The sequence below is a fragment of the Formosa bonchosmolovskayae genome, assembly GCF_051016085.1.
Lineage (GTDB): Bacteria > Bacteroidota > Bacteroidia > Flavobacteriales > Flavobacteriaceae > Formosa.
This window is the reverse complement of sequence record NZ_CP174605.1, coordinates 2,850,804-2,875,906: the sequence shown is the minus strand read 5'-3', so window position 1 is coordinate 2,875,906 and position 25,103 is coordinate 2,850,804. Positions and strand designations below refer to the sequence as shown.

The following is a 25,103-nucleotide window of genomic DNA, read 5'->3' as shown; positions in this document are numbered from 1 at the left end:
TTCTCTGCGTGTAGAGAAGCGGATTAGTAATTTTTTTTTTCATAAATTTACATGTTGGTTAATTAATCAATTACTCACAGGGATATTACTGGCGGTGAGATGTTTAGTTATATCCCTATTTTTTTATTCAATCGTGATATGTTTATTCTCTATTGTATATTTCATATTATTTGTATTTTGTATAATTCCAAGGATATTTTCTATAGGTTGTTTTTTACTTATAACTCCGGTAAAACCAATATTCTCTAGGTCTTCATTAACTATTAGAATGTCAACGTCATACCATCTAGACAACACTTTCATTATTTCTGCTAGAGACTTATTTGTGAAACTAAATTTTCCTTTGTGCCAAGAAATAAATTCTTCTACTTCTACTGTCGAAATTTCAAAATCGTCTTTATCTTGAGATAGTTTTGATTGTTCGCTAGGCTTTAAAATATTTTTATTAATACTATTACTTACAGCTACACTACCTTCTACTAATGTGGTAACGATATCGACTTCATCGATATAGGCTTTTACATTAAAAATTGTTCCTAATACTGTAATATCTTGTTGTTTTGTTTTTAAGATAAAGGCAGTTCCATGGTTTTCGGTACTTTTAGAAACCTCTAGATAAGCTTCACCATACACCAATTCAACTTCTCTAGGATGTCCTTTTATGAAATTTACAGGATATTTAAGTTGTGAATCTGAATTTAACCAAACGTCTGTCCCATCTGACAACTCTACGTGATATTGTCCACCACGAGGAACAGTTAAATAATTAAACTCTAAGTTTTGACTTTCAGTTTCCGAGACTCCATATATAATTTCACTTCCGTTACCTTTCACACATTTATTATTATATGTGTTCGTACTATCTAAGGCAACTACAGAACCATCTGAAAGTGTTAATACCGCTTTACAACTCCCAATTTCAATTTTAGTATCTACAATAACAGGTTCGTTATGTAGGGTGTTATTTTTATTAAACAGAAAAGTTAATGTAACAATAAGAGCAATTGAAGCCGCAGCAATATATTTAAAAATGGAATTTTGATAAAATGGAATGTTTTTAACAGAATTTTCCTCTTGAATGGACTTTAGTATATTAAAAAGTATATTATTTTTGATATTAAATTCTGCCCCCAACTCTTCATCCCATTCATGACTCTCTTGAAAACTTTCATAATAATTTACAAGTTTTTTAACTTCTTCAATCGTAATTTTTCCATCGAGATATTTTTCAATGAGTACTTGAAAATCTTGATTTTTATTTTGATTGTAATTCATAAAATGTATTAATACGTTAAGTGTATATTAAGTGAGTGTCAAAAAAGTTACTTACCCCCTAAAAAAAAATGATATTTTTTCTATTTATACAATAAGATCTATTCAGAAAGAACAAAAAGACCACATTTAAAGCAATAAATTGATTTAAACATTAAACAAAACGCATTTTGATTTTACTATAAAATTTAAGAATTTAGAAAAAGGGTAATAAATAAAATTTGCCCTAAAGATGTACGTAGTACGCGAAGTGCATTTGTAATATGATTTTCAACAGTTTTAATAGTTATACCTAATTGTTCTGCTATTTCTTTATGGCTCAACTGTTCATTTCTACTAAGTTTGTACACCCGTTTGCATTTTTCCGGCAAGCTTTCAACAACTAGTTCAATATGCTGTTGTAATTCTTTGTGCATCATTTTAGTTTCTGGTGTAGTATATTGTAAACGCTTATCTATTTCTTCAAATAGCTCAACTCGCATTATTCTATTTGATCTAAATTCAGCAAAAACTTTATATCTTACACATGCATAAAGGTAGCTCTGTAGCGAAACTTTTATTTCAAGCTCTTGACGTTTATTCCACAGATCAATAAAGACATCTTGTATAATTTCTTCACAAACTTCTTTATCTTTTAATAAATTAAATGAAGAAATATATAGTACTTTCCAATAAGTATTATACAATATAGTCAAAGCCTTTTTATCGCTGGCCTTTAGGCCATTTATGATATTCTTATCAGAGCTATCCATAATTTACCTTAAAAGTCACTTTTAAGATTATAGTTAAATTTTAATTAAAAAAAAGTTAAATTTTAGCTAATATATATTAAATAAGATGAATATTTTTATCGAATTATAAAAGAATAAAAATTGTTTTAGTTTTTTTTTAGATTGATAAATTGAATAGGATTTTTTAGAGAATTTAAAAAAAATAATAGAGAATTTTCACGTATCAACATAACTCGATTAATTTTAGCACTCAACTCAAAAATTTATTTATATAACGTAAATATAGTAAACCCTATCCTTTAGATTAATCGTACTACTTGTAAAATAGAATAAAACCAATTAATAATATTTAGACCTTATGCAAACTCTATAATTTAGAGCCGATATTTAATGACAAAGATTAGGAAATAAAACTTGTTTTATATTTTCTTTTGCGCACAATATTTGTGCAGTATTTCAATTTTATGCCCATCCTTATGTCATTTAATACACTGTTAGTAACCCCTCTATATTTCACACATGCTCAGACACAGTTTTTTTATTCCGATAGCCTAATTTAATAAGGCAGAAATTCCTTTTAAATTCACATGGCATTATTAGTAATTCACAATCTATAACATCAAGTGTTATCCTTATTATATATACTATAAAACTGCAAATTAACAGACATAATAGGGTGTAGACTAAAAGCAAATTTGGATGATCATTTTCCTTCTATTTAAAATATAGCATTCTAAAAAAGGATTACAAACCATTTGGCTGATCTTAGTTTTACTATAAAATTGTTTGAAGAAATAATCTAATTAATTTGTATTAAATCAGTTGATTCATTTTTTTTTGATAGTTAGAAAAATCGCTTTGAAGAAAACCATAGCAACGCTAATAAGAGAACATATAACATTTTTCTGGGGTGTTACTAAATTTTGACACTTAGTTTGTATACACTAACCTTTTTATCAATTTCTTATATGAAAACAAAATTAATCTTTCTCTTGCTAGTATTCATTTATTTACACACCCATGCGCAATGCATAACCAATGTAAACATACCCGATGCGAACTTTAAAAACTCATTATTAACAGACCATACCATAGACACCAATAGCGATGGTGAAATTTCTTGCGACGAAGCCGCGTCTTTTACAGGAGATATGAATGTTTCTAACAAGTCTATTACAGACCTAACAGGTATAGAAGCATTTACAAGCTTAACAAAACTAACGTGTTTTAATAATAGCATTACGAGTTTAGATATTTCTCAAAACACGGCTTTAACATATTTAAATTGTTTTAATAATAGTTTAACGAGTTTAGATATTTCTAATAATACAGCATTATATTATTTATCTTTTTCAAATAATAATGTAACGAGTTTAGATGTGTCTCAACATCCATTATTAGAAACTCTATCTTTTTCTTCAAATAGTATTTCTAGTTTAGATCTTTCTAACAACACAGCATTAACCAGTTTAACTTGTCATACAAATCAGTTAACAAGTTTAGATGTGTCTAATAACACAGCTTTAGAAAGTTTATCTTGTAGTAACATGAGCTTAAATAGTTTAGATATTTCTAAAAACACAGCTCTAAAAAAATTAACTGCTAATACTATTGGTTTAACAAGTTTAGATGTGTCTCAAAACCCAGCTTTATACTATATCGCTTGTTATTCAAACGGATTAACGAGTTTAGATATTTCTCAAAATCCTGCATTAACGACTTTAAATTGTAATACAAATCAAATAACAAGTTTAGATATTTCTCAAAACCCATTAGTATACTCTTTAAACTGTTCTTCAAATAGTTTAACAAGTTTAAATATTGCTAATGGAAATAATGAAAACTTAGGTCTTAATGCTACAAATAACCCTGACTTAACTTGTATTCAAATAGATGAAGGTCATACTTACTTTGGTGATTGGGATAAAGATGAAACTGCAGATTATAGTACTATCGATTGTAATGCGCTAAGTATTGCAGATGAAAATTTCCACAGTACTATTAAGGTATATCCTAATCCAATAATAAATACGTTATTCATTAATTTAGAAGGAAAGCAAGAGTTTAAAAAAGCTCAAATATTTAATATTTCAGGAAAAGTATTACTAACAACGAGTAATACTACAATAGATATGTCCTCATTTTCTGCAGGAATTTATTTGCTGAAAATAGAAAATACAGAAAACAACGTAGCTGTAAGAAAAGTTATTAAAAAATAAAATTTACCAAAAAGTACTCATGTATCACCTAAACAACATTAGTGTTATGCATGAGTACTTCTCTCATTTAGTAATGGGTAGACAAACATATTATTTTAAAAAAAATGGTCGTTGTCTACCTATAACTAAAAAACATTGATTTAACAATATACCAAAACTAAAATGATAACCTTAAGAAAATAAACAATAGGATTAGAAATCGGACACCTATGCAAATTCTGTTAAATGAATTAAAATTATTTAGTTGCATCAAACCCCATTTTATCCATTTTTTTATTAGTAAGTTCTCTGTTTTTCCTAAAATTACACATAAAAATAATTAGTCTACTTTGGTCTTAAATAACGTTAATTGTCACTTCTCAGTCTAATTATCCGTTATAAAATCCAATTGCATAAACAAGTACCTAGCCAAGAATCAGGTTATAAGACAAGTGTCTATTTGATTATATTCACGAAAACTTTTCCTTACTTCTTCCCCTACCTAAATACAAGCTTTCATTTTGCAGTAACTAGATAAAATAATGTAAAGACTTTCATTATCATGACACGCAATCTTAAAAGATCATACATAATAACAAACTAGTGGATTAGAAAGCGACAAATTGTCTAGTTTTTTATCAAACGACATTCAAATTTCCCGAATACTGATTTGATAAAAATCTAATAAACAACATATTAGTATTTTTCATTAAAAAAAGGAAAGAATTTTCTTAAAAAACAACAGTTTTACTTAGACTGCGATAGTTATTTTGTTAATTTTAAATCACCTATTTAATTGTTCTTTTAAAAAAAAGTAAATGCCCCATTATCATTTTTTAGTAAACTCAACCTTAATTTTGGTTGGGATTATTGGCCTATTTGTAATATCACTTATGCTATTTTCGTATAGATCCAATATTTTCGTAAATATTTATTTAGTGATAATTTTTATGTTATGTTCTATTAGGACAATTAACATTGGTTTTTTTGAAATTATAAATGCCCAATCCTTATTAACTTCAAGATACCTTTTGCCGGTATATATAATTGCAGTGCCATCCCTATATTTATACTTTAAATCTTTAATTAAAGACTATAATTATTTCAATAAAAATGAATTTCGCCATTTTTTATATCCTGTCTTTATTTTATTTTTTTATTTAGCTCAGGAATACTTCCCTAACCTAAAAAACCAGTCTATTCAAAACATGCTATTCATTGGTTTAAATGTATTTGTAGGAGTGTATTGGCTACTATCTTTTAATCTTCTATACACCAAGTTTTGGAATTTAGACATCAGTAATCCATTAGAAAAAAGACATTATTTAGTCATTAAAAATTGGACCCAATTTATTTTTGTCATTTCATCATTTCTATTTATTAGAATTTTGTTTTCAATATATCATGAAAAAAATTCCAATGAATTATTTAGAGCAGAACACTATTCTGCCTTAGTGATTATCCCTTGGATTTTAATTTATGGTAAAATTTTAATTCATCCTGAAATTTTATATGGTTATCCAGATATGCAAAAGAGGGATATAGAAGAAGAAAATCAAATAAACATTACTGATCATGTATGGATATTTGATACAATAAATATTATAAATCCTAAAGAGAACGAGAACGGTAGTCATGTAGAAGAAAGCGTGTTGTCTTACGTATCCGAAATCGAGTGTTTTGTAAATAAAAAACATCCCTTTAGAAATCCTAAATTCTCTTTATCCGATTTTGAAAAAGCAGTAAATATTCCTAAAAGCCATTTATGCTATATCTTTAAATATCATGCAATCGTTAATTTTGTTGAATATACAGATTATTGCAGAATAAAAGATGCACTTAACCTTATTGAGAACAGATATTTGGATGATGCAACATGGGAAGAGTTAGCCGAAAAAACAGGATTTATTTCTTACGATTCGTTTTTAATTGCTTTTAGAAACCAAACCAAACGAGAACCAGACGACTTTTTAAATCCGCAAGAAACTCTTTGTTTTCAAAAGGATAATTCCTTTAGCATTTGACAACGGAGTGATATCTATAAGCTAAAAATGTTTTTCAATAACTAGAAAATTAAAAAAAACCAGAAATTAAGAAGTTTTAGAAGTCCTGTTCTACCTACTCTACAACAACCATTTTCACGGCCACCATGCTTTCTAATTCCGAAGATGCTACTGTTATACATAAAGACCGCACAATCGCATACAGAATGCTCAAATTGACATGTATAGACAACCAACGTCTGTATCGTTTTGCTTCCAATTCCTGATTTCCTTTTTAAATGAATTGGGCCATTGTAATGGATTTCTGTAACTACAAAATCACAATGAATCTATACCACGAAATTTCATTTATTTTTAGATTATAAAACAATGCGCGATATAGATTATGTTTGAAGTTTTAATTCGACCTATAGCTGTAGTTCAAGACAAGACATTTCATCACTACATCAGCACATTACAAATTAGGCGCTAAATCATTTAAAATAGCACTGTAATTATTCAACTCAAAAGGAACATCTGCATTTTTTTCCATATCGTGAAAATGATGTGTTGCTAATAATTCCATTCCTGTAAAAGCATTCATTCTGTGAAACCCAAACATTACACCTTCATCTACATTTTTTTGATTAAAAAATTCATTTTCTAAAGTAAATGCGGTTTTAGGTGCATTCCAACTTGTAGTAAGTATATATTTTTTTCCATGCATTAAACCACCTGTTCCGTAATTGATGTCTGGATTTGTTCTACTTCTTCCGTCATTGGCATAAATTCCATTCTGATGACCTTCCGTAAAAACTTCATCTATATATTTTTTAAATCCAAATGGTATTTGAAACCACCAAATTGGCGTATGATAAATCACTACATCTGCCCACTTAAATTTTTCAACTTCTTCTTTTACGTTATAGTTTTCACCTACTTGAGTATATTTCACTTCAAAGTCCTCACGCGTATTAAAAAATGAAATTGTGTTGTTAAAAAGTGTGTCGTTAAATCTTCCTCCAGAATGTGCAAATGGATGACCTCCATTAATTATAAATATATTTTTCATTTGTATCTTATTTTATTTGAGCCAAAATTAAAGCAATACTTATTATTGTAAAAATAATACAAATCATACCTTTGTATCAAAATATTGATAGTTATGGTGAATTTAGAATGGTACAGAACGTTTAAAGAAATATACGAAAACGGAACTTTAACCAAAGCTTCTATTGCTTTATATGCGTCCCAACCAGGAGTTAGTGTACACTTAAATGCTTTAGAAGCGTATGTTGGCAAAAAACTATTTGAACGGACTTCGAGAAAAATGATTCCAACAGAGGATGGGAAATTCCTATATGAATATATTATTGAATCTTTAACTAAACTTGAAATAGCAGAACAGCATTTTAAGAAAACAACACAAGAAAAAAATCCATCTTTAAATATAGGAATGTGTTCAGAAATGTTTCAACTCATTATTGAACCTGAAATCCCTAAACTAGACTTTGATTTAGTGGCTAGATTTGGATCACATATAGACTTAATAAAAGACCTAAACAATGGCATTTTAGATTTAGTAATCACGCCTAAAAAACAGAATGAAAAAAAATCTTTAGTGGAGTATATTCCGTTTTCAAAAGAAAGAATCGTTTTAGTAGCTGGCAATAAAACCGATACAACCCAATTACAGGAACACCTAAAATCTAATGATTTAAACAAGTTAGAAGACGAACTACTTAAAAACACTTGGTATAGTTCATCTAACGAAATGGAACATTTTAGACGTTTTTGGTTTGAAAATTTTAATAAGAAACCTGCTTTTAAACCCAATTACATTTTACCAAATATTACTTCTATAATTAGATGTTTAAATCATGGTAACGGACTTGCATTAGTTCCCGATTTTTTATGCCAAGAACAAATTTTAAAAAACGAAATACATTTAGTTTGGGAAGGAAAAGTGAAAACAGAAAACACTTTATATTTTGCATCTAGAACAGATTTAAAATACAAAAAAGAATTAGATACAATTAAGAATATATTTAAATCAAAAATGAAATACACAGAGTAAAACACGTTATGTCGTTTACATTACATTACGTAAAACACATTAATTTTTCATTAAAGCACTTCTATATGAGTCATCCTATTTTTAACCCGATTTTACGATAGATAAACCCTGCATCAGAAGATTATTTCATACTGTTATTAAAAGCAGTTCCGAACACTTCCCTTTTGCATCAATCCGTTTATAAATATCTGTGTAGGCCAGTTGTATTTATAGGCCGTAAAATTCTGAAAAGAAATACTAAATTTTAATCCAGAATACCATTTTGTAATCCCTTAATTATTATAATAGCCAATAAATCACTCCTAGTTAAAATTCCCAACTGAAGTAAATAAAGGTTCGCAAATATTAGACTTAAGAGGTATAAATTATAAATCAACCATTCAAATTTGTTTTTTCATTTCGATTTATGAGGGAATTTTTCGTGATTAGGTAGGTGCTCCGGAAGAATAGAGTGCTCCAATATAGGATTCTCATATTTATAAATGCTCAACTTACCCGATTGTTCATAATAAGCATGCTCGACTTCAGACAAATATTTAATTCCTGATTCTCTTAATAACATATACACTTCGTATTTATCGATTTGATCATCGGAAAAATTATCATAAAGTAACCTACCCGATTCTACCAGTTTTATAACTTTTGGATGTGTTTTTTTTCTGACCGATTCGGATTTTATAGACAAATACACATATACCTTTTGTAGCGCACCTATTAATGTTATAACTAAAATAGCAACAGTTAATGGAATAGAAGGATAAAACATGCTGTCTCCAACTGCACTCCCCATACCTACAACTATTAAAATATCGGCACTACCTAAACCTCCCACCACACGTTTACCAATCCAATTTATAATAAGCATTGTGTAGCTTAAAATGATGAGTACGCGGATAATAATTTCAACATAAATAAGTAGGTTATACTCCCCAAATAAGATTTTTAATAAATCAAACGTATATTCATTTGGCTCAATCATAACATTATTTCGTATTAAATGATTGATTTTTAACCACCAATTATCTCACCTCCATTAACATGAATAAATTGTCCGGTAATATAGCTACTATCTTCGCTAGCAAGAAAAACGTAAGCCGGACCTACTTCACTTGGTTGTCCCGCTCTACCCAGTGGTGTATCTTGTCCAAAATCGGATACATCATCGAAACTTGCTGGAATTAGTGGCGTCCATATAGGACCAGGAGCAACACCATTAACTCGGATATTTTTAGTAGCCAACTGCGCCGATAATGACCTCGTAAAACTTACTATTGCTCCTTTAGTGCTTGCATAATCCACTAAATGCTCGCTACCTCTATATGCTGTAACCGAACTAGTATTTATAATAGTATCTCCTGGACTTAAGTAATCTAAAGCCGCTTTGGATAAATAAAAATAAGGATAAATATTCGTCTCAAAAGTTTTATGTAATTGATTTTTGGTTATATCCGATATAGAATCTTTTGGAAATTGCATCGCAGCATTATTTACCACAATGTTCAATTTACCATACGCATTAATACAGGCTTGAATACAATTTTTACAATTATCCTCGTGAGTTAAATCCGCTTTAATAAGCAAACACTTTCTACCCATTTTCTCAACTTCTGCTTGTATGGCTTCAGCGTCTTTAGTTTCTTCTAAATAAACCATAGCAATATTAGCTCCCTCTTTTGCAAAGTGCAATACGGCACTGGCACCTATCCCACTATCACCACCTGTAATTAGAGCGACCTTGTTTTCTAATTTTCCTGATCCTCTATAATTATCACGAATAAGTATCGGTTCCGGAGTCATTTTATGTGTTTTCCCTGGTTGCGGCTGTTCCTGTTCTGGAAATTCATTAATTTTCATAATATTATCAGTTTAGAATACTTCAAATTAAAAACTAAAACCAAAAAGAAATGAACTTAATTAAAATTAAAATTACCACAATAACTTTTCCCTAATGATTAGAAAAACACGTTCAGTACGGCATAATCTTTTACATTTCTAATGGGGATAGTAAAAGATATTTTATAAATCTCAAACCCTTATTTTAGAATTTGATAGTAGATTAAAATAGTAGAGCTACAACTTGATATCTAACTGTAAAAACTTCACAAAACAGCTCTTTAAAACCTCTAATTCACCACAATCGAATCCTACCTTCCTGTAAAGGGCTCAACCGTAAAAGTTGGGGAGAATGTTATCTTTGAATAAAAAATGTTTAGATTTTGAATATAGAATTAGCCCGTTATTTATTACCAGAAGGCCTATTAGAATATTTTGATATTGTTTCTGATAAGAGCACATCACAAGAAACGCATTTCTACCTAGAAGAGAAAAATATACTTCCTCAAGAATATCAGTCAGAAATAGCGCAATCAAAAGGTTTTTTGTCAGAGATCACTATTGAAGATTTTCCACTTCGAGGAAAACCGGTACTTCTGCACATAAAAAGAAGACGTTGGACACTCGTTGATACTGGCAAAATCATAAAAAGAGATTGGAATTTGGTTGCTAAGGGCACTCGGATTACTAACGAGTTTGCCTCTTTTTTAAAAGAACTCTCTTGATAATCACCCTGTAAGCGCTAAACGCTTTGGTGATTATTATAAGTTAAAAGGAAAAACACTTCAGTTTCACTATAAAAATCATCTTAGTGACTTTAAGGATTGGACACAAAAGGATCACGCTAGTGATTGGTTACTCTACGGCAAAAATATAAGTAAATATTTAAGCCTAGATGAGACCTCACTTTCTAATGGAGAACTTTATACCATTGTAACCAATAAAGACGCTCATGGTAAAAAAGGAAGTATTGTAGCTATTGTAAAAGGTACCAAAGCACAGGATGTTATCGATGTGATTAACCAAATTCCTTTAGAAAGACGAAAAATGGTTAGGGAGGTGACTGTAGATATGGCGGGAAACATGAATTTAATCGTAAAAAAATGTTTTCCAAAAACAGACATCGTTACCGATAGGTTTCATGTTCAAAAACTAGCTTCAGAAGCTGTTCAAGAGGAGCGGATAAGACTAAGATGGGAAATCATAGAAGCTGAAAACAAAGCCATTGAAGAAGATCGAAATAAAGGAAAAGTATATCAACCTGAACTTCTTTCTAATGGTGATACGCTCAGACAATTATTAGCTAGAAGCAGATATCTATTATTCAAATCAAAGGCTAAGTGGACGGTAAATCAAATAGAAAGAGCTGAGATTCTATTTGAACGGTATCCAACAATTGAAAAAGCATACAATCTTGCTCAGGATCTAAGCTATATTTTCCAAACTAATACTAGCAAAAGTATAGCAAGATTAAAATTAGCGCATTGGTATGATAAAGTAGAAAAATCAGAATTTAAATCCTTTAATACGATTGCCAAATCAATACAAACGCACTATGACTCTATTTTAAACTACTTTAATAATAGAAGCACAAATGCTTCGGCAGAATCTTTTAATGCTAAAATAAAGGAATTTAGAGCGCTGTTTAGAGGAGTCAGAGATGTTAAGTTCTTTCTCTATAGATTAACTAAATTATATGCATAATTTATACGGCTCCCCAGAAATATAACTTGATCCCTGTAAAGTCTACTCTCAAAGTTCTTTTTGATAAGCTGTAGTAACCTTACACAACCTTCTAAACAGCATAATTAATAGCTATTATTAAAATTAAATGGTAAATATTAGGAAAGATATAAAAGGAAGGTATTCTGTACCCATATAAAAACAAGAAAGGCTTCACATTTCTGTGAAGCCTTGTAAATACTTGTAGCGAGAACGAGATTTGAACTCGTGACCTCTGGGTTATGAATCCAACGCTCTAACCAACTGAGCTACCTCGCCTTATTTTGAGGGTGCAAATATAACAACTATTTTGAAGTTCACAAGCTTTTATTGTAAAAAAATAAATTTTATTTAATTTGTATATAAAGTATATAATTAATGTATATATTGAGCCAATAATTTTTGAATGAACACATGGAAGATAAAATAAAATTTGAACTTGAATTCCCAATAAAAGCTTCACCAGCCCTTTTATATACATATATTTCTACACCATCAGGATTATCTGAATGGTTTGCCGACAACGTAAACTCTAGAGGTGAACTTTTCAAATTTATTTGGGACGGAGCAGAAGAGCAAGCTAAAGTCTTAAGCAAAAAAAGTGGTGAACGCATCAAGTTTAGATGGTTACATGATGAAGATGATCCCTATTTCTTCGAGCTTCGTATTCAGGTAGACGAAATTACTAAAGATGTTTCTATTATTGTAGTCGATTTTGCCGAGGAAGATGAAATTGATGAAACTAAAATGCTGTGGGAAAATCAAATTTCAGATTTAAAACAGGTCTTAGGCTCAGCTTAATCGATATTTACATATTTTAAAGTATATTTGCCCGAAAACTATTCGGGCATTTTTTATGATTAATTTTAACGGTACCATTCAAGATAATAATTCAGTTTTAAACTCAAACAATAGAGGTTTTGCCTATGGTGATGCGCTTTTTGAAACCATAAAAACATCTTATGGTAAAATTTTATTTTGGGAAGATCACTATTTTAGATTAATGGCATCTATGCGCATCTTACGTATGGAAATTCCAATGCACTTTAATATGGAATTTCTTGAAGCCGAAATTAAAAGTACTCTTGAAGTTAATGGATTAACCGATGCTTCTGCTCGTGTAAAACTAACTGTATTTAGAAACGAAGGCGGTTTGTATTTACCAGAAACAAACGATATTAGTTTTATTATTGATACCAAACCTTTAGATAACGATTTTTATTTAATCTCGGACGCACCTTACGAAGTCGATTTGTTTAAAGATTATTACATCTCCCCTAGCCTATTATCTACCTTAAAAACCAATAACAAAGCGTTAAATGTAGTTGGGAGCATCTATGCTAAAGAAAATAAATTGCAGAATTGTATGACACTTAATACAAATAAAAATGTTGTAGAAGCGTTAAATGGAAATGTGTTTGTTGTTAAAGGAAACGTAATTAAAACAGCTCCTTTAAGCGATGGTTGTCTTAAAGGTATTATGAGAAAACAATTAATCGAAATTATTAATGCTATTCCTGAATATGAACTGATAGAAGAGTCTATTTCTGCTTTCGAACTTCAAAAATCAGATGAAATCTTCATTACTAATGCGATTACAGGAATTCAGCCAGTTTCAAAATACCGTAAAAAGACATTTACAAATACGATTTCAAAACTACTTATTCAGAAGTTAAATGTAAAAATGAGATTGAGTTAATTATAGCTCGGATTTTCTGGAGCATTAGACCAAATACTATATTCACCACCAAACTCTAACATTTTTTCTTTCCAAAAGAATTCGTAATCCTTTTCGATTATATTTTTTTGGTAAACATTTTCTGTGACCACCCAAGAATTAACATTTAATTCTTCGTCTAACTGATTGCTATCCCATCCGGAATATCCTAAAAAGAACCTGATGTCCTTTTCTTCGATGCGTTTATTAGCAATAAGCTCGGCTACGACATTAAAATCACCTCCCCAGTAAATACCTAGAGAAATCTCGATACTGTCTGGTATAAGATCAGGGACCTTGTGTATAAAGTACAGATTGTCTTGTTCTACCGGTCCGCCATTATATACTTTAAAATTGGCGTCAAGTTCTGGAATTAGGTCGTTAATTGTGTAATCTAAAGGCTTATTTAAAATAAAACCTATAGAACCATCATTGGTGTAATCTGCCAACAAAACAATAGATCGATTAAAGGATACGTCTCCTATAATTGACGGTTCTGCGATTAACAAATTACCTTTTTTTGGTTTAATTGTAATCATATTCATAGGAATTTATAACTAAATCTAATATTATTTTTGTTAAAATCCAATATTTGATGAAAATATAATAAAAAAGCCCTCTATAATTAGAGGGCCTTTTGTAATATGTATGAAGTAACTAATTAGTTTACAGCACCTGATAATTCAGATCCAGCTTTAAACTTTACAACATTTTTTGCTGCAATTTGAATAGTTTTTCCTGTTTGTGGGTTTCTTCCTTCTCTAGCTGCTCTTTCAGAAACTGAAAAAGAACCAAATCCTACTAAAGATACTCTTTTACCGTCTTTTAAAGCGCTTCCTATTTCTGTAAGTGCTCCTTCTAATGCTTTTTTAGCTGCTGCTTTTGAAATTCCAGCATGCTCTGCCATTGCATCGATTAAATCTGTTTTGTTCATAATTTTAATTTTAATTATTAATAAATCGTTGGTTAAACTTTTTAATACTATTACAAATTTATACGGATTAGCTAACTACGCAAGTAATAGCAAGGGAAACTCGCCAATTTGTTAATAACTTAGGCCTTTTGTTAATAACCCTTGAAAATTTTACATTTATTTCACTAAATCGAGCTATAATAAGGGGTTACAGCATTTTTGCTCCCGTTTTAAATTCGAATCCGTTTAACAGATCTTTGGCCGACATATTTCGCTTTCCTGGAAGTTTCATATATTGGATATTTATAAATCCGTTTTCAACGGCAACTTTAATTTCTTTTTTAGTATTCTGAATTTCGCCAATATCAAAATCATGAGCTTCTAACTGCATAGTCGCTTGGTAAATTTTCACATCCACGGCCTCTCCTCCATGTTCTAAAATACACCATGCTGCTGGATACGGACTTAAGCCACGAATTTTATTGTGAATCGCTTCTATAGATGCTGTCCAATCTATTTTACAGTTGTCTCTATTTAATTTGTAAGCCGTTTTTAAATTGGCATCCTCTATTTGTGGCGTTGTTTTAACGTCTTCTGCTTCAATTTGTTTTACAGTCTTTAAAACCAATTCGCTTCCTAAGTGCATTAATCGGTCATGAAGCTCTCCCGCAGTTTCATTTTCCCCAATAGCAATTGATTCTTGCTGAATCATTTCACCTGTATCAATTTCTTCATCTATAAAGAAAGTAGAAACTCCAGTTTTTGTTTCTCCATTAATAATCGCCCAATTTATTGGAGCGGCTCCTCTATAATTAGGTAAGAGTGATGCATGCAAATTAAAAGTTCCCAATTCCGGCATCGCCCAAACTACCTTTGGTAACATTCTAAACGCGACAACTATGTTTAAATTGGCATTTAAAGCTCTTAATTCAGATAAAAAGCCTTCATCTTTAAGATTGGTAGGTTGTAACACTTTTAAGTCTTGAGACACGGCGTATTGCTTTACAGCACTCTCATTTAATTTTCGTCCGCGACCTGCCGGTTTATCTGGTGCAGTAATTACACCTACTATATTACAATTATTTTCGACCAATGTTTTTAATGTGGAAACAGCGAAATCTGGCGTTCCCATGAATACAATATTTAATGTTTTCATTTTTATTTATTTTGAAAAAATATCAATCTAAAAAGGTATTTAGGTATGATATAATTTATAAGTATTCGTTTTTGTTATAGAAATAATATGATGCTCTAACAGTAATTTTAAAACACTTAACACATCTGCTTCCGTGCTATTCACTGCCGAAGCTAATGCTCTAGAGGATAAATCGCCATGTTCTAAATGTGTGATAATTTGCTTTCTTAATGCCGTAAAATCGGTTACTTTAGGTTTTTTAAGGGTTTTAACGGCACCTATACACACGGAACAAATGCCACAAGGCTTAGCGTCCTTTTCTCCAAAATAAGATAATAATTGAGTCGTTTTACAAACCGTATCATTATCTACATAATCTAATACACTTTTTACTTGCTTCTGCTTTAAATCGTTTTGTTGCTCTATTATATTAGCAATTCTATTAATGGTTTTATCGTCTTCACGTGGCACTATAAACGTGACCTGAGCATCTGTCTTAGTTTGGTGAAGTGTGATAATTTCATCTTTTTCTAATGTATTTAAAGCACGCATTAAAACAGATTCTGGGATGGAAGCTTTTTCGGAAACTAATACCGTATTTATCTTTGTTGCATGTTCAAAAATACCGCCATAGGTTCTTAATAACGATTTCACGATGAGCTGTAATTCTGAATGTGTATCTAAATAATGAAACAATGACGCATTAGAAATAACAAACTGAACCAAGGTCTTATTTTGAAATTGCTTCGTTAACGTGATTATACTCGTCCGATCTAAAATCTGAAGCGCATTAAACGCCAAAACACCATTAAACTTATATGCTTTACAAAAGGCATTAAAATTAAAATCGTGAGTTGTTAAAGCTCCTTCTCCGTAAGAAATCTGACAATAATTAGAGAGTTTTCGGTACATTTGCTTTATAAAACTAATACTTGGCAAGACATCCAGAAACTGATTTTTGACTAATAAGTCGTCACTCTTATTCTTTAATATAACAGCGAAGGCTTTTTTGCCATCTCGACCTGCTCTCCCCGCTTCCTGAAAATAACTCTCTAAACTATCTGGCAAATTAAGATGAATCACCGTCTTTACATCGGGTTTATCTATTCCCATCCCAAATGCGTTAGTAGCCACCATAACTTGCATTTTGTTGGCCAACCAATCGTTTAACCGTTCGTCCTTTTCAAGATTACTTAAGCCACCATGAAACGAAGACGCTTTTATACCTTTTTTTTCTAAAAAACTAGCAATTTCTACCGTCAGTTTCCGGCTTCGAACATATATAATAGAAGAATTGGTATATTTTCTTAATATGGTTTCAATCCGATAGTATTTATCGTCTTCATGAAATACCATATACGCTAAATTTGGCCTAAAGAAAGATTGTTTAAATATTTTAGGCTGAATAAAATCAAGTTCATTAACAATATCGTCTACAACCAAAGGTGTTGCCGAAGCCGTTAAAGCCATACAATTCACCGTAGGATGCAATTCACGTAGTGTACTAATGTTTTTATATGCCGGTCTAAAATCGTTTCCCCATTGCGAAATACAGTGTGCTTCGTCTATAGCAATTAAATTTACATGCATTTGCCTGATGCGTTCTTGTACCAATTCCTGCTGTAAACGTTCTGGCGAAATATATAAGAATTTATACTTTCCGTAAATGCAATTATCCAACATGGTATCTAACTGACTGTATGAAAGTCCGCTAGTTAGCGCCATCGCTTTAATCCCTTTATCTTGCAATACTTGCACTTGGTTTTTCATAAGTGCTACAAGCGGAGAAATTACGATACAAATCCCTTCTTTAGCTAAAGCAGGAATTTGAAAACACATCGATTTCCCTCCTCCGGTAGGCATTAAAACAAAAACATCTTCTCCATCAATCGCGGCTTGAATGGCTTCTTCTTGAAACGGACGAAATTCTGTAAAATTCCAATAGCGCTCTAGTATTTTTAAAGGATGTTGCATTAATTACATCGCTTTAATTTTATTTAAAATAAAATCGGCTCTATTTTCAACCGTATCAAACGGCACATCAATTAAGGTGTAATTAAATCCTTCGTAAGTTTTTACTAAACATTCGTGAATTTGCAATGCTTGTTCGAAATTTTCATACCGTACGGCATCACTTTTATAAATTTCCTTCCACGGTTTTAAAATAAAAACATGATCATATTCTAAAGAATCACAAACCGTTTTAAACGTTTCAGGGTAAACATCGCCAATAAAATCCATGTATGCCAAAACGTCGTGCACGCCACGATCTATAAAAACACAAGATGTTGCGATTGTATTTGCTTCGTAAAACTGAGATTCTCTTCCTTTTAAAAGGCGTTCACTAAATAGTAAAGGTTCGGTTAAAAACATGTGATCTATCCCGTTTTCTCTAGCCTCTAAGGTGACTTGCCTAGATATTTCTTCTAAACAAGAGTGCCCTTTTTTTTGCAATTCGTGAATGATAGATGATTTTCCTGTTCCAGGACCTCCTGTTATTACAATTTTCTTTGTCTTCAATTTGGCAAGGTTTTGGCTGTAAAATTCGTGATTTTAATCAACAATAAAAAATGCAAACGAAATACTATCTTTGCAACTCAAAATAATACCTATGAGCGATAAACAAACTCCAGAAGAATTTTATGATAAATTAAAAACACAATTATATGATACGACCGCATGGCCTGCCGAATATTTATATAAATTTATAGTAAAATCCGAACCAAAAAAAATAGCCGAAATAGAAGGCATATTTAACAATTTGGGAGCTGTAATTAAAACACAACCTTCTAAAAACGGAAAATATACAAGTGTATCTATAAGTGTTACATTAAAAAATCCAGAAACCGTTGTCGAAAAGTACAAAGAAGTTACAGAAAATGTTGAAGGCGTTATTAGTCTTTAATAATTTTTTGTATTTTGCGAGGGCATAATTACTTCGTGCACATTTTTAACACTACACTACATTTTGATAGATAACATAGAATACAATACAGAGCGTGAGCCTTTGATTATTCCAGAATACGGAAGACATCTTCAAAAAATGGTTAACCATGCTAAAACTATAGAAAATAGAGACGACAGGAATAAAGAAGCCAATGCTATTATTGCTGTTATGGGTAATTTACAACCCCATTTACGCGACGTCCCTGATTTTCAGCACAAACTTTGGGATCAGCTTTTTATAATTGCTAATTTTGAATTGGATGTAGATTCTCCTTACGGTAATCCAGATCGAGAAATCTTAGAACGTAAACCAGACTCTCTAGAATATCCTCAAAATTTTCCAAAATATCGTTTTTACGGAAACAATATAAAAACCATGATCGATGTGGCAAATACTTGGGAAGAAGGCGAACTTAAAGAAGCGCTTATCTACTCGATTGCAAACCACATGAAAAAATGTTTTTTAAATTGGAACAAGGATACTGTAGATGATAATGTGATTTTTAATCATTTATATGAGTTGTCTGATGGAAAAATCAACTTAAAGAATACAGAGGAAGATCTTTCCGATTCGACAAGTTTGTTGCGGACTAAAAAGAAATATAATACGTCTACCAACACCAAAAAGACTTACAAGAAAAATACAAATTCAAACACAAACGCTAACCGTAACAGAAAACGCTACTAAATAGTTATGGCAACATTTATTATAGAAGGACAACACCAATTAAAAGGTAGCATCCAACCTCAAGGCGCAAAAAACGAAGCTTTACAAATTTTATGTGCAGTACTTTTAACTGCCGAAGAGATAACAATTAATAACATCCCAGATATTGTAGATGTTAATAAACTAATCGACCTTTTACGTAATCTAGGCGTAAAAATAAATAAAATAGGAAGTGGTTCTTACACGTTTAAAGCAGACGATGTAAATCTAAAATATTTAGAATCTGAAGCTTTTAAAGAAGACGGAAAAGGACTTCGTGGTTCGATCATGATTGTTGGTCCGCTACTAGCACGTTTTGGAAAAGGCTATATCCCTAAACCAGGAGGAGATAAAATTGGTCGCCGTAGATTAGATACTCATTTTGAAGGATTCATTAATTTAGGAGCCGATTTTAGATATAACAAAGAAGATCACTTTTACGGTGTTGAAGCTAAGAAATTAAAGGGAGCGTATATGCTTCTGGATGAAGCTTCGGTAACCGGTACAGCAAATATTGTAATGGCAGCCGTTTTAGCCGAAGGCAGAACCACCATTTATAATGCCGCTTGCGAACCTTATTTACAACAACTTTGTAAAATGTTAAACCGCATGGGCGCTAAAATTAGCGGTGTAGGTTCTAACATGTTAATTATTGATGGTGTAGATTCTTTAGGAGGTACAGAACACCGCATGTTACCCGACATGATTGAAATTGGTAGCTGGATTGGATTAGCAGCCATGACAAAAAGTGAATTGACTATTAAGAATGTGAGTTGGAACGACTTAGGACAAATTCCTAATGTATTTAGAAAATTAGGAATAACCGTAGAACAACAAGGCGACGATATACATATTCCAGCACATACCGATGGATACGAAATTCAGAGTTTTATCGATGGTTCCATCCTTACCATTTCCGATGCACCATGGCCAGGGTTCACCCCTGACTTATTAAGTATCGTATTAGTTGTAGCTACTCAAGCGAGAGGAAGCGTGCTTATACACCAGAAAATGTTTGAAAGCCGTTTATTCTTTGTCGATAAATTAATCGATATGGGCGCAAAAATTATTTTATGCGATCCGCATCGTGCTACCGTTATTGGTCACGATTTTAAATCGAGCTTAAAAGCAACGACTATGACTTCTCCAGATATTCGTGCAGGAGTTTCTCTTTTAATAGCAGCTTTATCTGCTAAAGGAAAATCTACCATACATAATATTGAACAAATAGACAGAGGTTACGAAAATATAGATGAACGTTTACGTGCTATTGGTGCGAAAATCACACGAATAGATTCGAATTAAATCGAAACATATACCATTTAAGAAAGAGGTTTAAAATTTGATTTTAAACCTCTTTTGTTTTGTAGCATACTCACGCAACGATTAGAACATCATCTTTAATTTTCTCTAAACCATCTGCACTTTAGTATCGAATCTAGCATTTTATATTCTAATACACTCTCAATTTCACAGCACTCTAACAGGTTAGATTTAAATATTTAACCATTCCTAGTTGCCCTTTAATCCATCTCGCACATCCAGTACCATCTATCTTAGCTATTATCACTCTTATTATACGCATTGAGAAAGAAATCAACAATCTATCTTTAAAAGACAAATTAGCAAATCCTTAAATCGGCACTATACACCACATATAATTTACGAGAAAATAAGTGTACTCAACTCCGTGATTACAGCATAATTACGAAAAACACCTCATAGAATTTAACATTTATACACGCTATCATATTCTGCGTTTTTTAACATTTTGGACGAAAAAACCCGCTTTTTATGTTAAAATTTAGCGATTTACTAAAGAATGTCAACTTTTATTTAAAACATGATTTTAGTCATGTTTTATTATATGCATTAATCCGAAATTCGCATTATAATTAAATAACACACGTGTAAATATTTTAATTGAGAGAATTAGCCAAGCCTTAATAAATGGAATTCATTTAAAATTAACATTGTTTTATGTTAAAATAAATGGACTTAAAATTCTCAAAACTGTTAAAAAAATATCAGAAACTAAATTAACATTTATATGACAAAAGAGTAAATCAAACGACATATCGACATCAATTAATAATCAAATTTTTAAAACATGAAAACTGAAAATCATCCCTTAAAAATTTCTCAATCATTAATTATTCTAGTCACTTTATTGGGCTCGTTAACGGCGTTTTCACAAACGTTCACTTTAAATAACGACAACTCTAAATTAAGTGTATTTGGAACTTCAAGCCTGCATGATTGGGAAGTAGTAGCAGAAAAACAAAGCGGTTCTATAACTGTAGAAAAAGCAAGCGAAACAGCTTCAATTAATGCTTTAAACTTTAAAGTAATTGCAGAAAGCTTAAAAAGCGGAAAGTCTGGAATGGACAAAAACGCATACAAAGCTTTAAATACTAAGAAGTTTGAGAGCATCGATTTTAAACTCACCAAAGTAAATTCTATTACACCAAAAGGTAATGGCGTTTATACTGTAAAATCGACTGGAGACTTAACCATTGCAGGAACCACAAATGCTATACAATTAAACTTCACGTTAACGCTTACCGACAGCAATGCAAAATTAGCAGGATCTCACACTTTAAAAATGACACAATTTAAAATCGATCCTCCTACAGCAATGTTTGGTACTATAACAACTGGTGATGAATTAAAAATTGAATTCAACACCGTATTCCAATAAAATTTTAATCAAAAAATATAATTACAATGAAAAACTATATAAACTCATTAGTTATTGCCGTAATAGTAATCGCTACAAGTGCTAACGTATACGCACAAAACAACAGAAGCATCGACAATTATAGACAACCAGACCAGCGTGGTATTAATGTTTTCGAAGACCCTAAAGATACAATTTCTACTTTCGAAAATATTAAAGTAAAAATGGGAGGATCTTTTGCTTTACAATTTCAAGGTTTAGATCATGAAAATTCAGGAGCTGTACCTTTAGCAGGAATTACACCTAACTTTAACTTACCTACTGCCAACTTAGATTTAGATGTTGCATTAGCTCCAGGTGTAAGAATGCACTTAAGAACCTATTTATCTTCTCGTCACCACCACGAACCATATGTAAAAGGAGGTTTCTTTCAAGTTGATGCATTAGATTTTATCCAAGAAGGCTTCTTAGACGACGTTATGAAATACACGACGATTAGAATCGGACAAATGGAAAACAACTATGGTGATGCGCACTTTAGAAGAACAGATAATGCACAAGCTATATACAATCCATTTGTAGGTAACTTAATCATGGATTCTTTTACAACTGAAATTGGAGCAGAATTATACTACCAAAGAAATGGATTTATTGGTATGATAGGTGCTACAAATGGAAAATTAAACCAATCTGTTGTAGAAAATGAAAACGGAAAATCTGGAGGTGCATCTTTCTTAGCAAAATTAGGTTACGACAAACAATTAAATAGTGATTTAAGAGTACGTTTAACAGCCTCTTTGTACAACTCAGGTTTTATACCAAACTTATACTTATATAACGCAGATAGAGCAGGATCTCGTTACTACAATGTTTTAGAAGCAGAAACTGCAACATCAGACGATTTTAGATCAGGTCGTTTTGCACCAAAATTTAAAAACAGTATTACAGCAGTAATGATTAATCCGTTTGTAAAGTATAAAGGATTAGAATTCTTCGGAACCATTGAAATGAACTCAGGAACGACAAATTCAAAGATAGATAGCGATGGTATTCTTAAACCTGACTTTGACGGAAAAACGCAACAATATGCAGGAGAATTAATCTACAGATTTGGTCAGAGTGAAAACTTTTATGTCGCTGGTCGTTATAACGTAGTGAACTCTGAGTACGACGGAACTGAAGATATGGATATCACTAGATTTCAAGCAAGTGCTGGTTGGTTTATGACAAAAAACGTCTTAGCTAAATTAGAATATGTAAACCAATCTTACGATGGAGGAACAGGTCTGTACGACGATGCTCAATTTGACGGAATCATGTTCGAAGCTGTAATTAGTTTCTAATTTTAGAACCATATAAAGGATTTAAACCAGACTATTTAAAACCGTTTTAAGCGTGTCATTTATAAATTTCAAGTTTATAAATCTTACAAATGAGTATTAAAAAGTCACTATTACACTCAAACTAAAGTAAAAAATCCTTACCACAGTCGGTAGGGATTTTTTTTTCAAGTTTTCATCTAAGCTCCTTAACAAGTTCTAAACTCTAATCCGTATAAATTATACTTTATTAGATTTAAAGTTTCGAAACTAAGAGTATACTTAATAAGGAACCTGTTTTCCGGATTGTATAACACGAAATAACTATATTTTTAAGCTATTTTAAATCAGTAACGACTTAAAAGAAATTAATTTATGATACTAAAAAAGCTAGCCATTGTCTTATCTGTACTTCTAGCCGTATCGTTTTCAGGAAGTCCAGTAAAAACACAATCAGAGATTATAATTAAACCAAGTAGTAAGCTCACCATACATGGTATTACTAATGTTGCTAACTTTGCATGTAAGTTTAATACAGTAACTCTAAAAGATGAAATAGCGATTTCTTACACCGCTAAATCATGTCATACCTCTTTTGAAAATGCCTTATTGGTTTTAGATAATAAGGAATTCGACTGTGGCAGAAAAATTATAAATAAAGATTTTAATGATCTTTTAAAATCCGATACCTATCCTCAAATTGCCATACGTTTAAAAGAAGTCGTACGCTCTAAAACAGACCCAAAAATTGTTACAGCACATGTAGATTTTATAATTGCGGGCGTTACAAAATCGTATCAAATCCCGATACATATCTCCAGAGACCAAGCTTTAACGGTTAACGGCAAGATTAAATTAAACATTAGAGATTTTGGTTTAGAGAATCCAAAAAAAATGTTGGGTTTAATAAAAATTGAAGATGTTGTAACAGTACATTTTCATTTAGATATGGACATCATATAAGAAATTACTGTAGAACAAACATTTACCAGCTTTAAGTTATAACCACAGCTCTTTTGGCGGAGAATTTCATTTTATTTCACATCAAAATACAGCCCTAGATTACATATCCTCATAAATACTAGGCATTTAATGTTATGTTTTACTTATCATTTCGACCATACACCCGTATTACAAATGAAAACAGAAAAAAGTAAACGATGCCAGAACTTACAAAACCAACGCTTAAAAGTCTATTAGACGCAAAGAAAGATGATTTTGATGCACATGCTCCAGCGGATAAAAAACAAGATTATGCCGAAGGATTAGAAGCCGTAGAAAAAAGCGGTATTGTTGAAACGGCTAAACAGGTTGGTGATTTAGCTCCTAATTTTACGCTTAATAATGCCATTGGTAAAGCAGTGTCTTTAAGCGAATATTTAAAAAAAGGACCAGTAGTTTTAACTTGGTATCGCGGTGGTTGGTGTCCGTATTGCAATTTAACATTACAACGTTTACAGCAGGAATTAAATAATATTCAAGCGGAAGGTGCAAACCTCTTAGCATTATCTCCAGAATTGCCAGACAACTCGATGAATACTGCAGAGAAAAATGCCCTTAAATTTGAAGTTTTAAGCGATATAGGAAATAATGTAGGCAAAACTTATGGCATTATCTTTAAACTCACAGATGCAGTTGCCGAACGCTATCAGGACGGGTTTAATTTACACGGATTTAACGGTGATACAAGTGACGAATTACCATTGGCGGCCACATATATAATCAATCAGAATGGTGAGATTACTTATGCTTTTTTAGAGGTAGACTATCGTAAACGTGCAGAACCAGCAGACCTAATAAACACTCTAAAAAACTTAAAAGAATAAAATCGATACTTTATAAAAAAAGTAAAGAGGTTGCCCTCCCAAACAA

The 25,103-nt window shown here is 31.4% G+C and carries 23 protein-coding genes, 1 tRNA gene and 1 pseudogene; 14 read left to right on the top strand and 11 right to left on the bottom strand.

All coding sequences use genetic code 11. From position 1 onward, the window contains the following. Window positions 1-123: 123 nt before the first annotated feature. Both ACKC83_RS12150 and ACKC83_RS12145 read right to left on the bottom strand, forming a co-directional pair. Window positions 124-1,275, bottom strand: coding sequence for a FecR family protein (locus tag ACKC83_RS12150; protein ID WP_434035689.1), 1,152 nt, complete (start codon window positions 1,273-1,275; stop codon window positions 124-126). A 185-nt stretch (window positions 1,276-1,460) separates the two neighbouring features. Beyond that, the gene (locus tag ACKC83_RS12145; protein WP_414036831.1) at window positions 1,461-2,024 is read right to left on the bottom strand and encodes an RNA polymerase sigma-70 factor; all 564 of its coding nucleotides are present in this window, start codon (window positions 2,022-2,024) and stop codon (window positions 1,461-1,463) included. Window positions 2,025-2,971: 947 nt separating this feature from the next. Between ACKC83_RS12145 and ACKC83_RS12140 the strand changes: the two genes are divergently transcribed. Together ACKC83_RS12140 and ACKC83_RS12135 are read left to right on the top strand one after the other, a co-directional pair. Next, window positions 2,972-4,222: a leucine-rich repeat domain-containing protein gene (locus ACKC83_RS12140; RefSeq protein ID WP_434035688.1), complete on the top strand. Its 1,251-nt coding sequence runs from the start codon at window positions 2,972-2,974 to the stop codon at window positions 4,220-4,222. A 1,187-nt stretch (window positions 4,223-5,409) separates the two neighbouring features. Continuing rightward, a complete protein-coding gene (locus ACKC83_RS12135) occupies window positions 5,410-6,225 on the top strand; it encodes a hypothetical protein (protein ID WP_434035687.1) in 816 nt (271 codons plus the stop codon). A gap of 433 nt (window positions 6,226-6,658) precedes the next feature. On the opposite strand, the gene ACKC83_RS12130 is transcribed toward ACKC83_RS12135, so the two are convergent. Continuing rightward, window positions 6,659-7,255, bottom strand: coding sequence for an NAD(P)H-dependent oxidoreductase (locus ACKC83_RS12130; RefSeq protein WP_434035686.1), 597 nt, complete (start codon window positions 7,253-7,255; stop codon window positions 6,659-6,661). A gap of 93 nt (window positions 7,256-7,348) precedes the next feature. On the opposite strand from ACKC83_RS12130, the gene ACKC83_RS12125 reads away from it, so the two are divergent. Then, complete coding sequence (locus ACKC83_RS12125) at window positions 7,349-8,260, top strand: LysR family transcriptional regulator (RefSeq protein ID WP_434035685.1); 912 nt, start codon at window positions 7,349-7,351, stop codon at window positions 8,258-8,260. Between the two features lie 394 nt (window positions 8,261-8,654). Here ACKC83_RS12125 and ACKC83_RS12120 read toward each other — a convergent pair whose 3' ends face one another. Further along, entirely contained in the window at window positions 8,655-9,239 is a 585-nt protein-coding gene (locus ACKC83_RS12120; RefSeq protein WP_434035684.1) for a DUF421 domain-containing protein, read from the bottom strand. A gap of 29 nt (window positions 9,240-9,268) precedes the next feature. Continuing rightward, on the bottom strand, window positions 9,269-10,114 hold the full coding sequence (locus ACKC83_RS12115) for an SDR family oxidoreductase (RefSeq protein WP_434035683.1): 846 nt from the start codon (window positions 10,112-10,114) through the stop codon (window positions 9,269-9,271). Between the two features lie 362 nt (window positions 10,115-10,476). On the opposite strand from ACKC83_RS12115, the gene ACKC83_RS12110 reads away from it, so the two are divergent. Both ACKC83_RS12110 and ACKC83_RS12105 read left to right on the top strand, forming a co-directional pair. Then, on the top strand, window positions 10,477-10,818 hold the full coding sequence (locus tag ACKC83_RS12110) for an ISAon1 family transposase N-terminal region protein (protein ID WP_434035682.1): 342 nt from the start codon (window positions 10,477-10,479) through the stop codon (window positions 10,816-10,818). A 55-nt stretch (window positions 10,819-10,873) separates the two neighbouring features. After that, a pseudogene (locus ACKC83_RS12105) lies at window positions 10,874-11,797 on the top strand (ISAon1 family transposase); the annotation flags it as partial. Window positions 11,798-12,020: 223 nt separating this feature from the next. Here ACKC83_RS12105 and ACKC83_RS12100 read toward each other — a convergent pair. Then, a tRNA-Met gene (locus ACKC83_RS12100) sits at window positions 12,021-12,094 on the bottom strand. Between the two features lie 135 nt (window positions 12,095-12,229). On the opposite strand from ACKC83_RS12100, the gene ACKC83_RS12095 reads away from it, so the two are divergent. Together ACKC83_RS12095 and ACKC83_RS12090 are read left to right on the top strand one after the other, a co-directional pair. Then, window positions 12,230-12,616: an START-like domain-containing protein gene (locus ACKC83_RS12095; RefSeq protein ID WP_414036838.1), complete on the top strand. Its 387-nt coding sequence runs from the start codon at window positions 12,230-12,232 to the stop codon at window positions 12,614-12,616. 55 nt (window positions 12,617-12,671) lie between these two features. Beyond that, window positions 12,672-13,514 (top strand): aminotransferase class IV, encoded by an 843-nt coding sequence (locus tag ACKC83_RS12090; protein ID WP_434035681.1) that lies wholly within the window; start codon window positions 12,672-12,674, stop codon window positions 13,512-13,514. Here ACKC83_RS12090 and ACKC83_RS12085 read toward each other — a convergent pair. From ACKC83_RS12085 to ACKC83_RS12065, 5 genes are all read right to left on the bottom strand, one after another. After that, window positions 13,511-14,071 carry a YqgE/AlgH family protein gene (locus tag ACKC83_RS12085; protein WP_414036840.1) on the bottom strand — a complete coding sequence of 187 codons (561 nt, stop codon included), beginning with the start codon at window positions 14,069-14,071 and terminating at the stop codon, window positions 13,511-13,513. The two genes, ACKC83_RS12090 and ACKC83_RS12085, sit on opposite strands and share 4 nt — an antisense overlap. 122 nt (window positions 14,072-14,193) lie before the next feature. After that, window positions 14,194-14,466: an HU family DNA-binding protein gene (locus ACKC83_RS12080; RefSeq protein WP_382381713.1), complete on the bottom strand. Its 273-nt coding sequence runs from the start codon at window positions 14,464-14,466 to the stop codon at window positions 14,194-14,196. A gap of 187 nt (window positions 14,467-14,653) precedes the next feature. Continuing rightward, window positions 14,654-15,601, bottom strand: coding sequence for a methionyl-tRNA formyltransferase (gene fmt / locus ACKC83_RS12075; protein ID WP_434035680.1), 948 nt, complete (start codon window positions 15,599-15,601; stop codon window positions 14,654-14,656). 39 nt (window positions 15,602-15,640) lie between these two features. Continuing rightward, the gene (locus ACKC83_RS12070) at window positions 15,641-17,554 is read right to left on the bottom strand and encodes a RecQ family ATP-dependent DNA helicase (protein WP_434035679.1); all 1,914 of its coding nucleotides are present in this window, start codon (window positions 17,552-17,554) and stop codon (window positions 15,641-15,643) included. 3 nt (window positions 17,555-17,557) lie between these two features. Further along, complete coding sequence (locus ACKC83_RS12065) at window positions 17,558-18,100, bottom strand: AAA family ATPase (RefSeq protein WP_434035678.1); 543 nt, start codon at window positions 18,098-18,100, stop codon at window positions 17,558-17,560. Window positions 18,101-18,191: 91 nt separating this feature from the next. On the opposite strand from ACKC83_RS12065, the gene ACKC83_RS12060 reads away from it, so the two are divergent. From ACKC83_RS12060 to ACKC83_RS12030, 7 genes are all read left to right on the top strand, one after another. Beyond that, complete coding sequence (locus tag ACKC83_RS12060) at window positions 18,192-18,485, top strand: DUF493 family protein (protein WP_434035677.1); 294 nt, start codon at window positions 18,192-18,194, stop codon at window positions 18,483-18,485. A 63-nt stretch (window positions 18,486-18,548) separates the two neighbouring features. Then, complete coding sequence (locus ACKC83_RS12055) at window positions 18,549-19,214, top strand: DUF4290 domain-containing protein (protein WP_414036845.1); 666 nt, start codon at window positions 18,549-18,551, stop codon at window positions 19,212-19,214. Between the two features lie 6 nt (window positions 19,215-19,220). After that, complete coding sequence (gene murA / locus ACKC83_RS12050) at window positions 19,221-20,537, top strand: UDP-N-acetylglucosamine 1-carboxyvinyltransferase (RefSeq protein ID WP_414036846.1); 1,317 nt, start codon at window positions 19,221-19,223, stop codon at window positions 20,535-20,537. A gap of 805 nt (window positions 20,538-21,342) precedes the next feature. After that, window positions 21,343-21,933 carry a YceI family protein gene (locus ACKC83_RS12045; protein WP_414036847.1) on the top strand — a complete coding sequence of 197 codons (591 nt, stop codon included), beginning with the start codon at window positions 21,343-21,345 and terminating at the stop codon, window positions 21,931-21,933. Window positions 21,934-21,959: 26 nt separating this feature from the next. Next, window positions 21,960-23,255: a hypothetical protein gene (locus tag ACKC83_RS12040; RefSeq protein WP_434035676.1), complete on the top strand. Its 1,296-nt coding sequence runs from the start codon at window positions 21,960-21,962 to the stop codon at window positions 23,253-23,255. A 351-nt stretch (window positions 23,256-23,606) separates the two neighbouring features. After that, complete coding sequence (locus tag ACKC83_RS12035; RefSeq protein WP_434035675.1) at window positions 23,607-24,194, top strand: YceI family protein; 588 nt, start codon at window positions 23,607-23,609, stop codon at window positions 24,192-24,194. Between the two features lie 197 nt (window positions 24,195-24,391). Then, complete coding sequence (locus ACKC83_RS12030; RefSeq protein WP_434035674.1) at window positions 24,392-25,057, top strand: peroxiredoxin-like family protein; 666 nt, start codon at window positions 24,392-24,394, stop codon at window positions 25,055-25,057. Window positions 25,058-25,103 lie beyond the last annotated feature (46 nt).

What these genes read in the sequence shown, in the direction of transcription:
- ACKC83_RS12095 (WP_414036838.1), top strand. Translation starts at nt 12,230, where the DNA reads ATGGAAGATAAAATAAAATTTGAACTTGAATTCCCAATAAAAGCTTCA.
- ACKC83_RS12080 (WP_382381713.1), bottom strand. Translation starts at nt 14,466, where the DNA reads ATGAACAAAACAGATTTAATCGATGCAATGGCAGAGCATGCTGGAATT.
- ACKC83_RS12130 (WP_434035686.1), bottom strand. Translation starts at nt 7,255, where the DNA reads ATGAAAAATATATTTATAATTAATGGAGGTCATCCATTTGCACATTCT.
- ACKC83_RS12120 (WP_434035684.1), bottom strand. Translation starts at nt 9,239, where the DNA reads ATGATTGAGCCAAATGAATATACGTTTGATTTATTAAAAATCTTATTT.
- ACKC83_RS12040 (WP_434035676.1), top strand. Translation starts at nt 21,960, where the DNA reads ATGAAAAACTATATAAACTCATTAGTTATTGCCGTAATAGTAATCGCT.
- ACKC83_RS12090 (WP_434035681.1), top strand. Translation starts at nt 12,672, where the DNA reads ATGATTAATTTTAACGGTACCATTCAAGATAATAATTCAGTTTTAAAC.
- ACKC83_RS12115 (WP_434035683.1), bottom strand. Translation starts at nt 10,114, where the DNA reads ATGAAAATTAATGAATTTCCAGAACAGGAACAGCCGCAACCAGGGAAA.
- ACKC83_RS12125 (WP_434035685.1), top strand. Translation starts at nt 7,349, where the DNA reads ATGGTGAATTTAGAATGGTACAGAACGTTTAAAGAAATATACGAAAAC.
- ACKC83_RS12145 (WP_414036831.1), bottom strand. Translation starts at nt 2,024, where the DNA reads ATGGATAGCTCTGATAAGAATATCATAAATGGCCTAAAGGCCAGCGAT.
- ACKC83_RS12150 (WP_434035689.1), bottom strand. Translation starts at nt 1,275, where the DNA reads ATGAATTACAATCAAAATAAAAATCAAGATTTTCAAGTACTCATTGAA.
- ACKC83_RS12060 (WP_434035677.1), top strand. Translation starts at nt 18,192, where the DNA reads ATGAGCGATAAACAAACTCCAGAAGAATTTTATGATAAATTAAAAACA.
- ACKC83_RS12045 (WP_414036847.1), top strand. Translation starts at nt 21,343, where the DNA reads ATGAAAACTGAAAATCATCCCTTAAAAATTTCTCAATCATTAATTATT.
- fmt (WP_434035680.1), bottom strand. Translation starts at nt 15,601, where the DNA reads ATGAAAACATTAAATATTGTATTCATGGGAACGCCAGATTTCGCTGTT.
- ACKC83_RS12135 (WP_434035687.1), top strand. Translation starts at nt 5,410, where the DNA reads ATGCTATTCATTGGTTTAAATGTATTTGTAGGAGTGTATTGGCTACTA.
- murA (WP_414036846.1), top strand. Translation starts at nt 19,221, where the DNA reads ATGGCAACATTTATTATAGAAGGACAACACCAATTAAAAGGTAGCATC.
- ACKC83_RS12070 (WP_434035679.1), bottom strand. Translation starts at nt 17,554, where the DNA reads ATGCAACATCCTTTAAAAATACTAGAGCGCTATTGGAATTTTACAGAA.
- ACKC83_RS12035 (WP_434035675.1), top strand. Translation starts at nt 23,607, where the DNA reads ATGATACTAAAAAAGCTAGCCATTGTCTTATCTGTACTTCTAGCCGTA.
- ACKC83_RS12085 (WP_414036840.1), bottom strand. Translation starts at nt 14,071, where the DNA reads ATGATTACAATTAAACCAAAAAAAGGTAATTTGTTAATCGCAGAACCG.
- ACKC83_RS12030 (WP_434035674.1), top strand. Translation starts at nt 24,392, where the DNA reads ATGCCAGAACTTACAAAACCAACGCTTAAAAGTCTATTAGACGCAAAG.
- ACKC83_RS12140 (WP_434035688.1), top strand. Translation starts at nt 2,972, where the DNA reads ATGAAAACAAAATTAATCTTTCTCTTGCTAGTATTCATTTATTTACAC.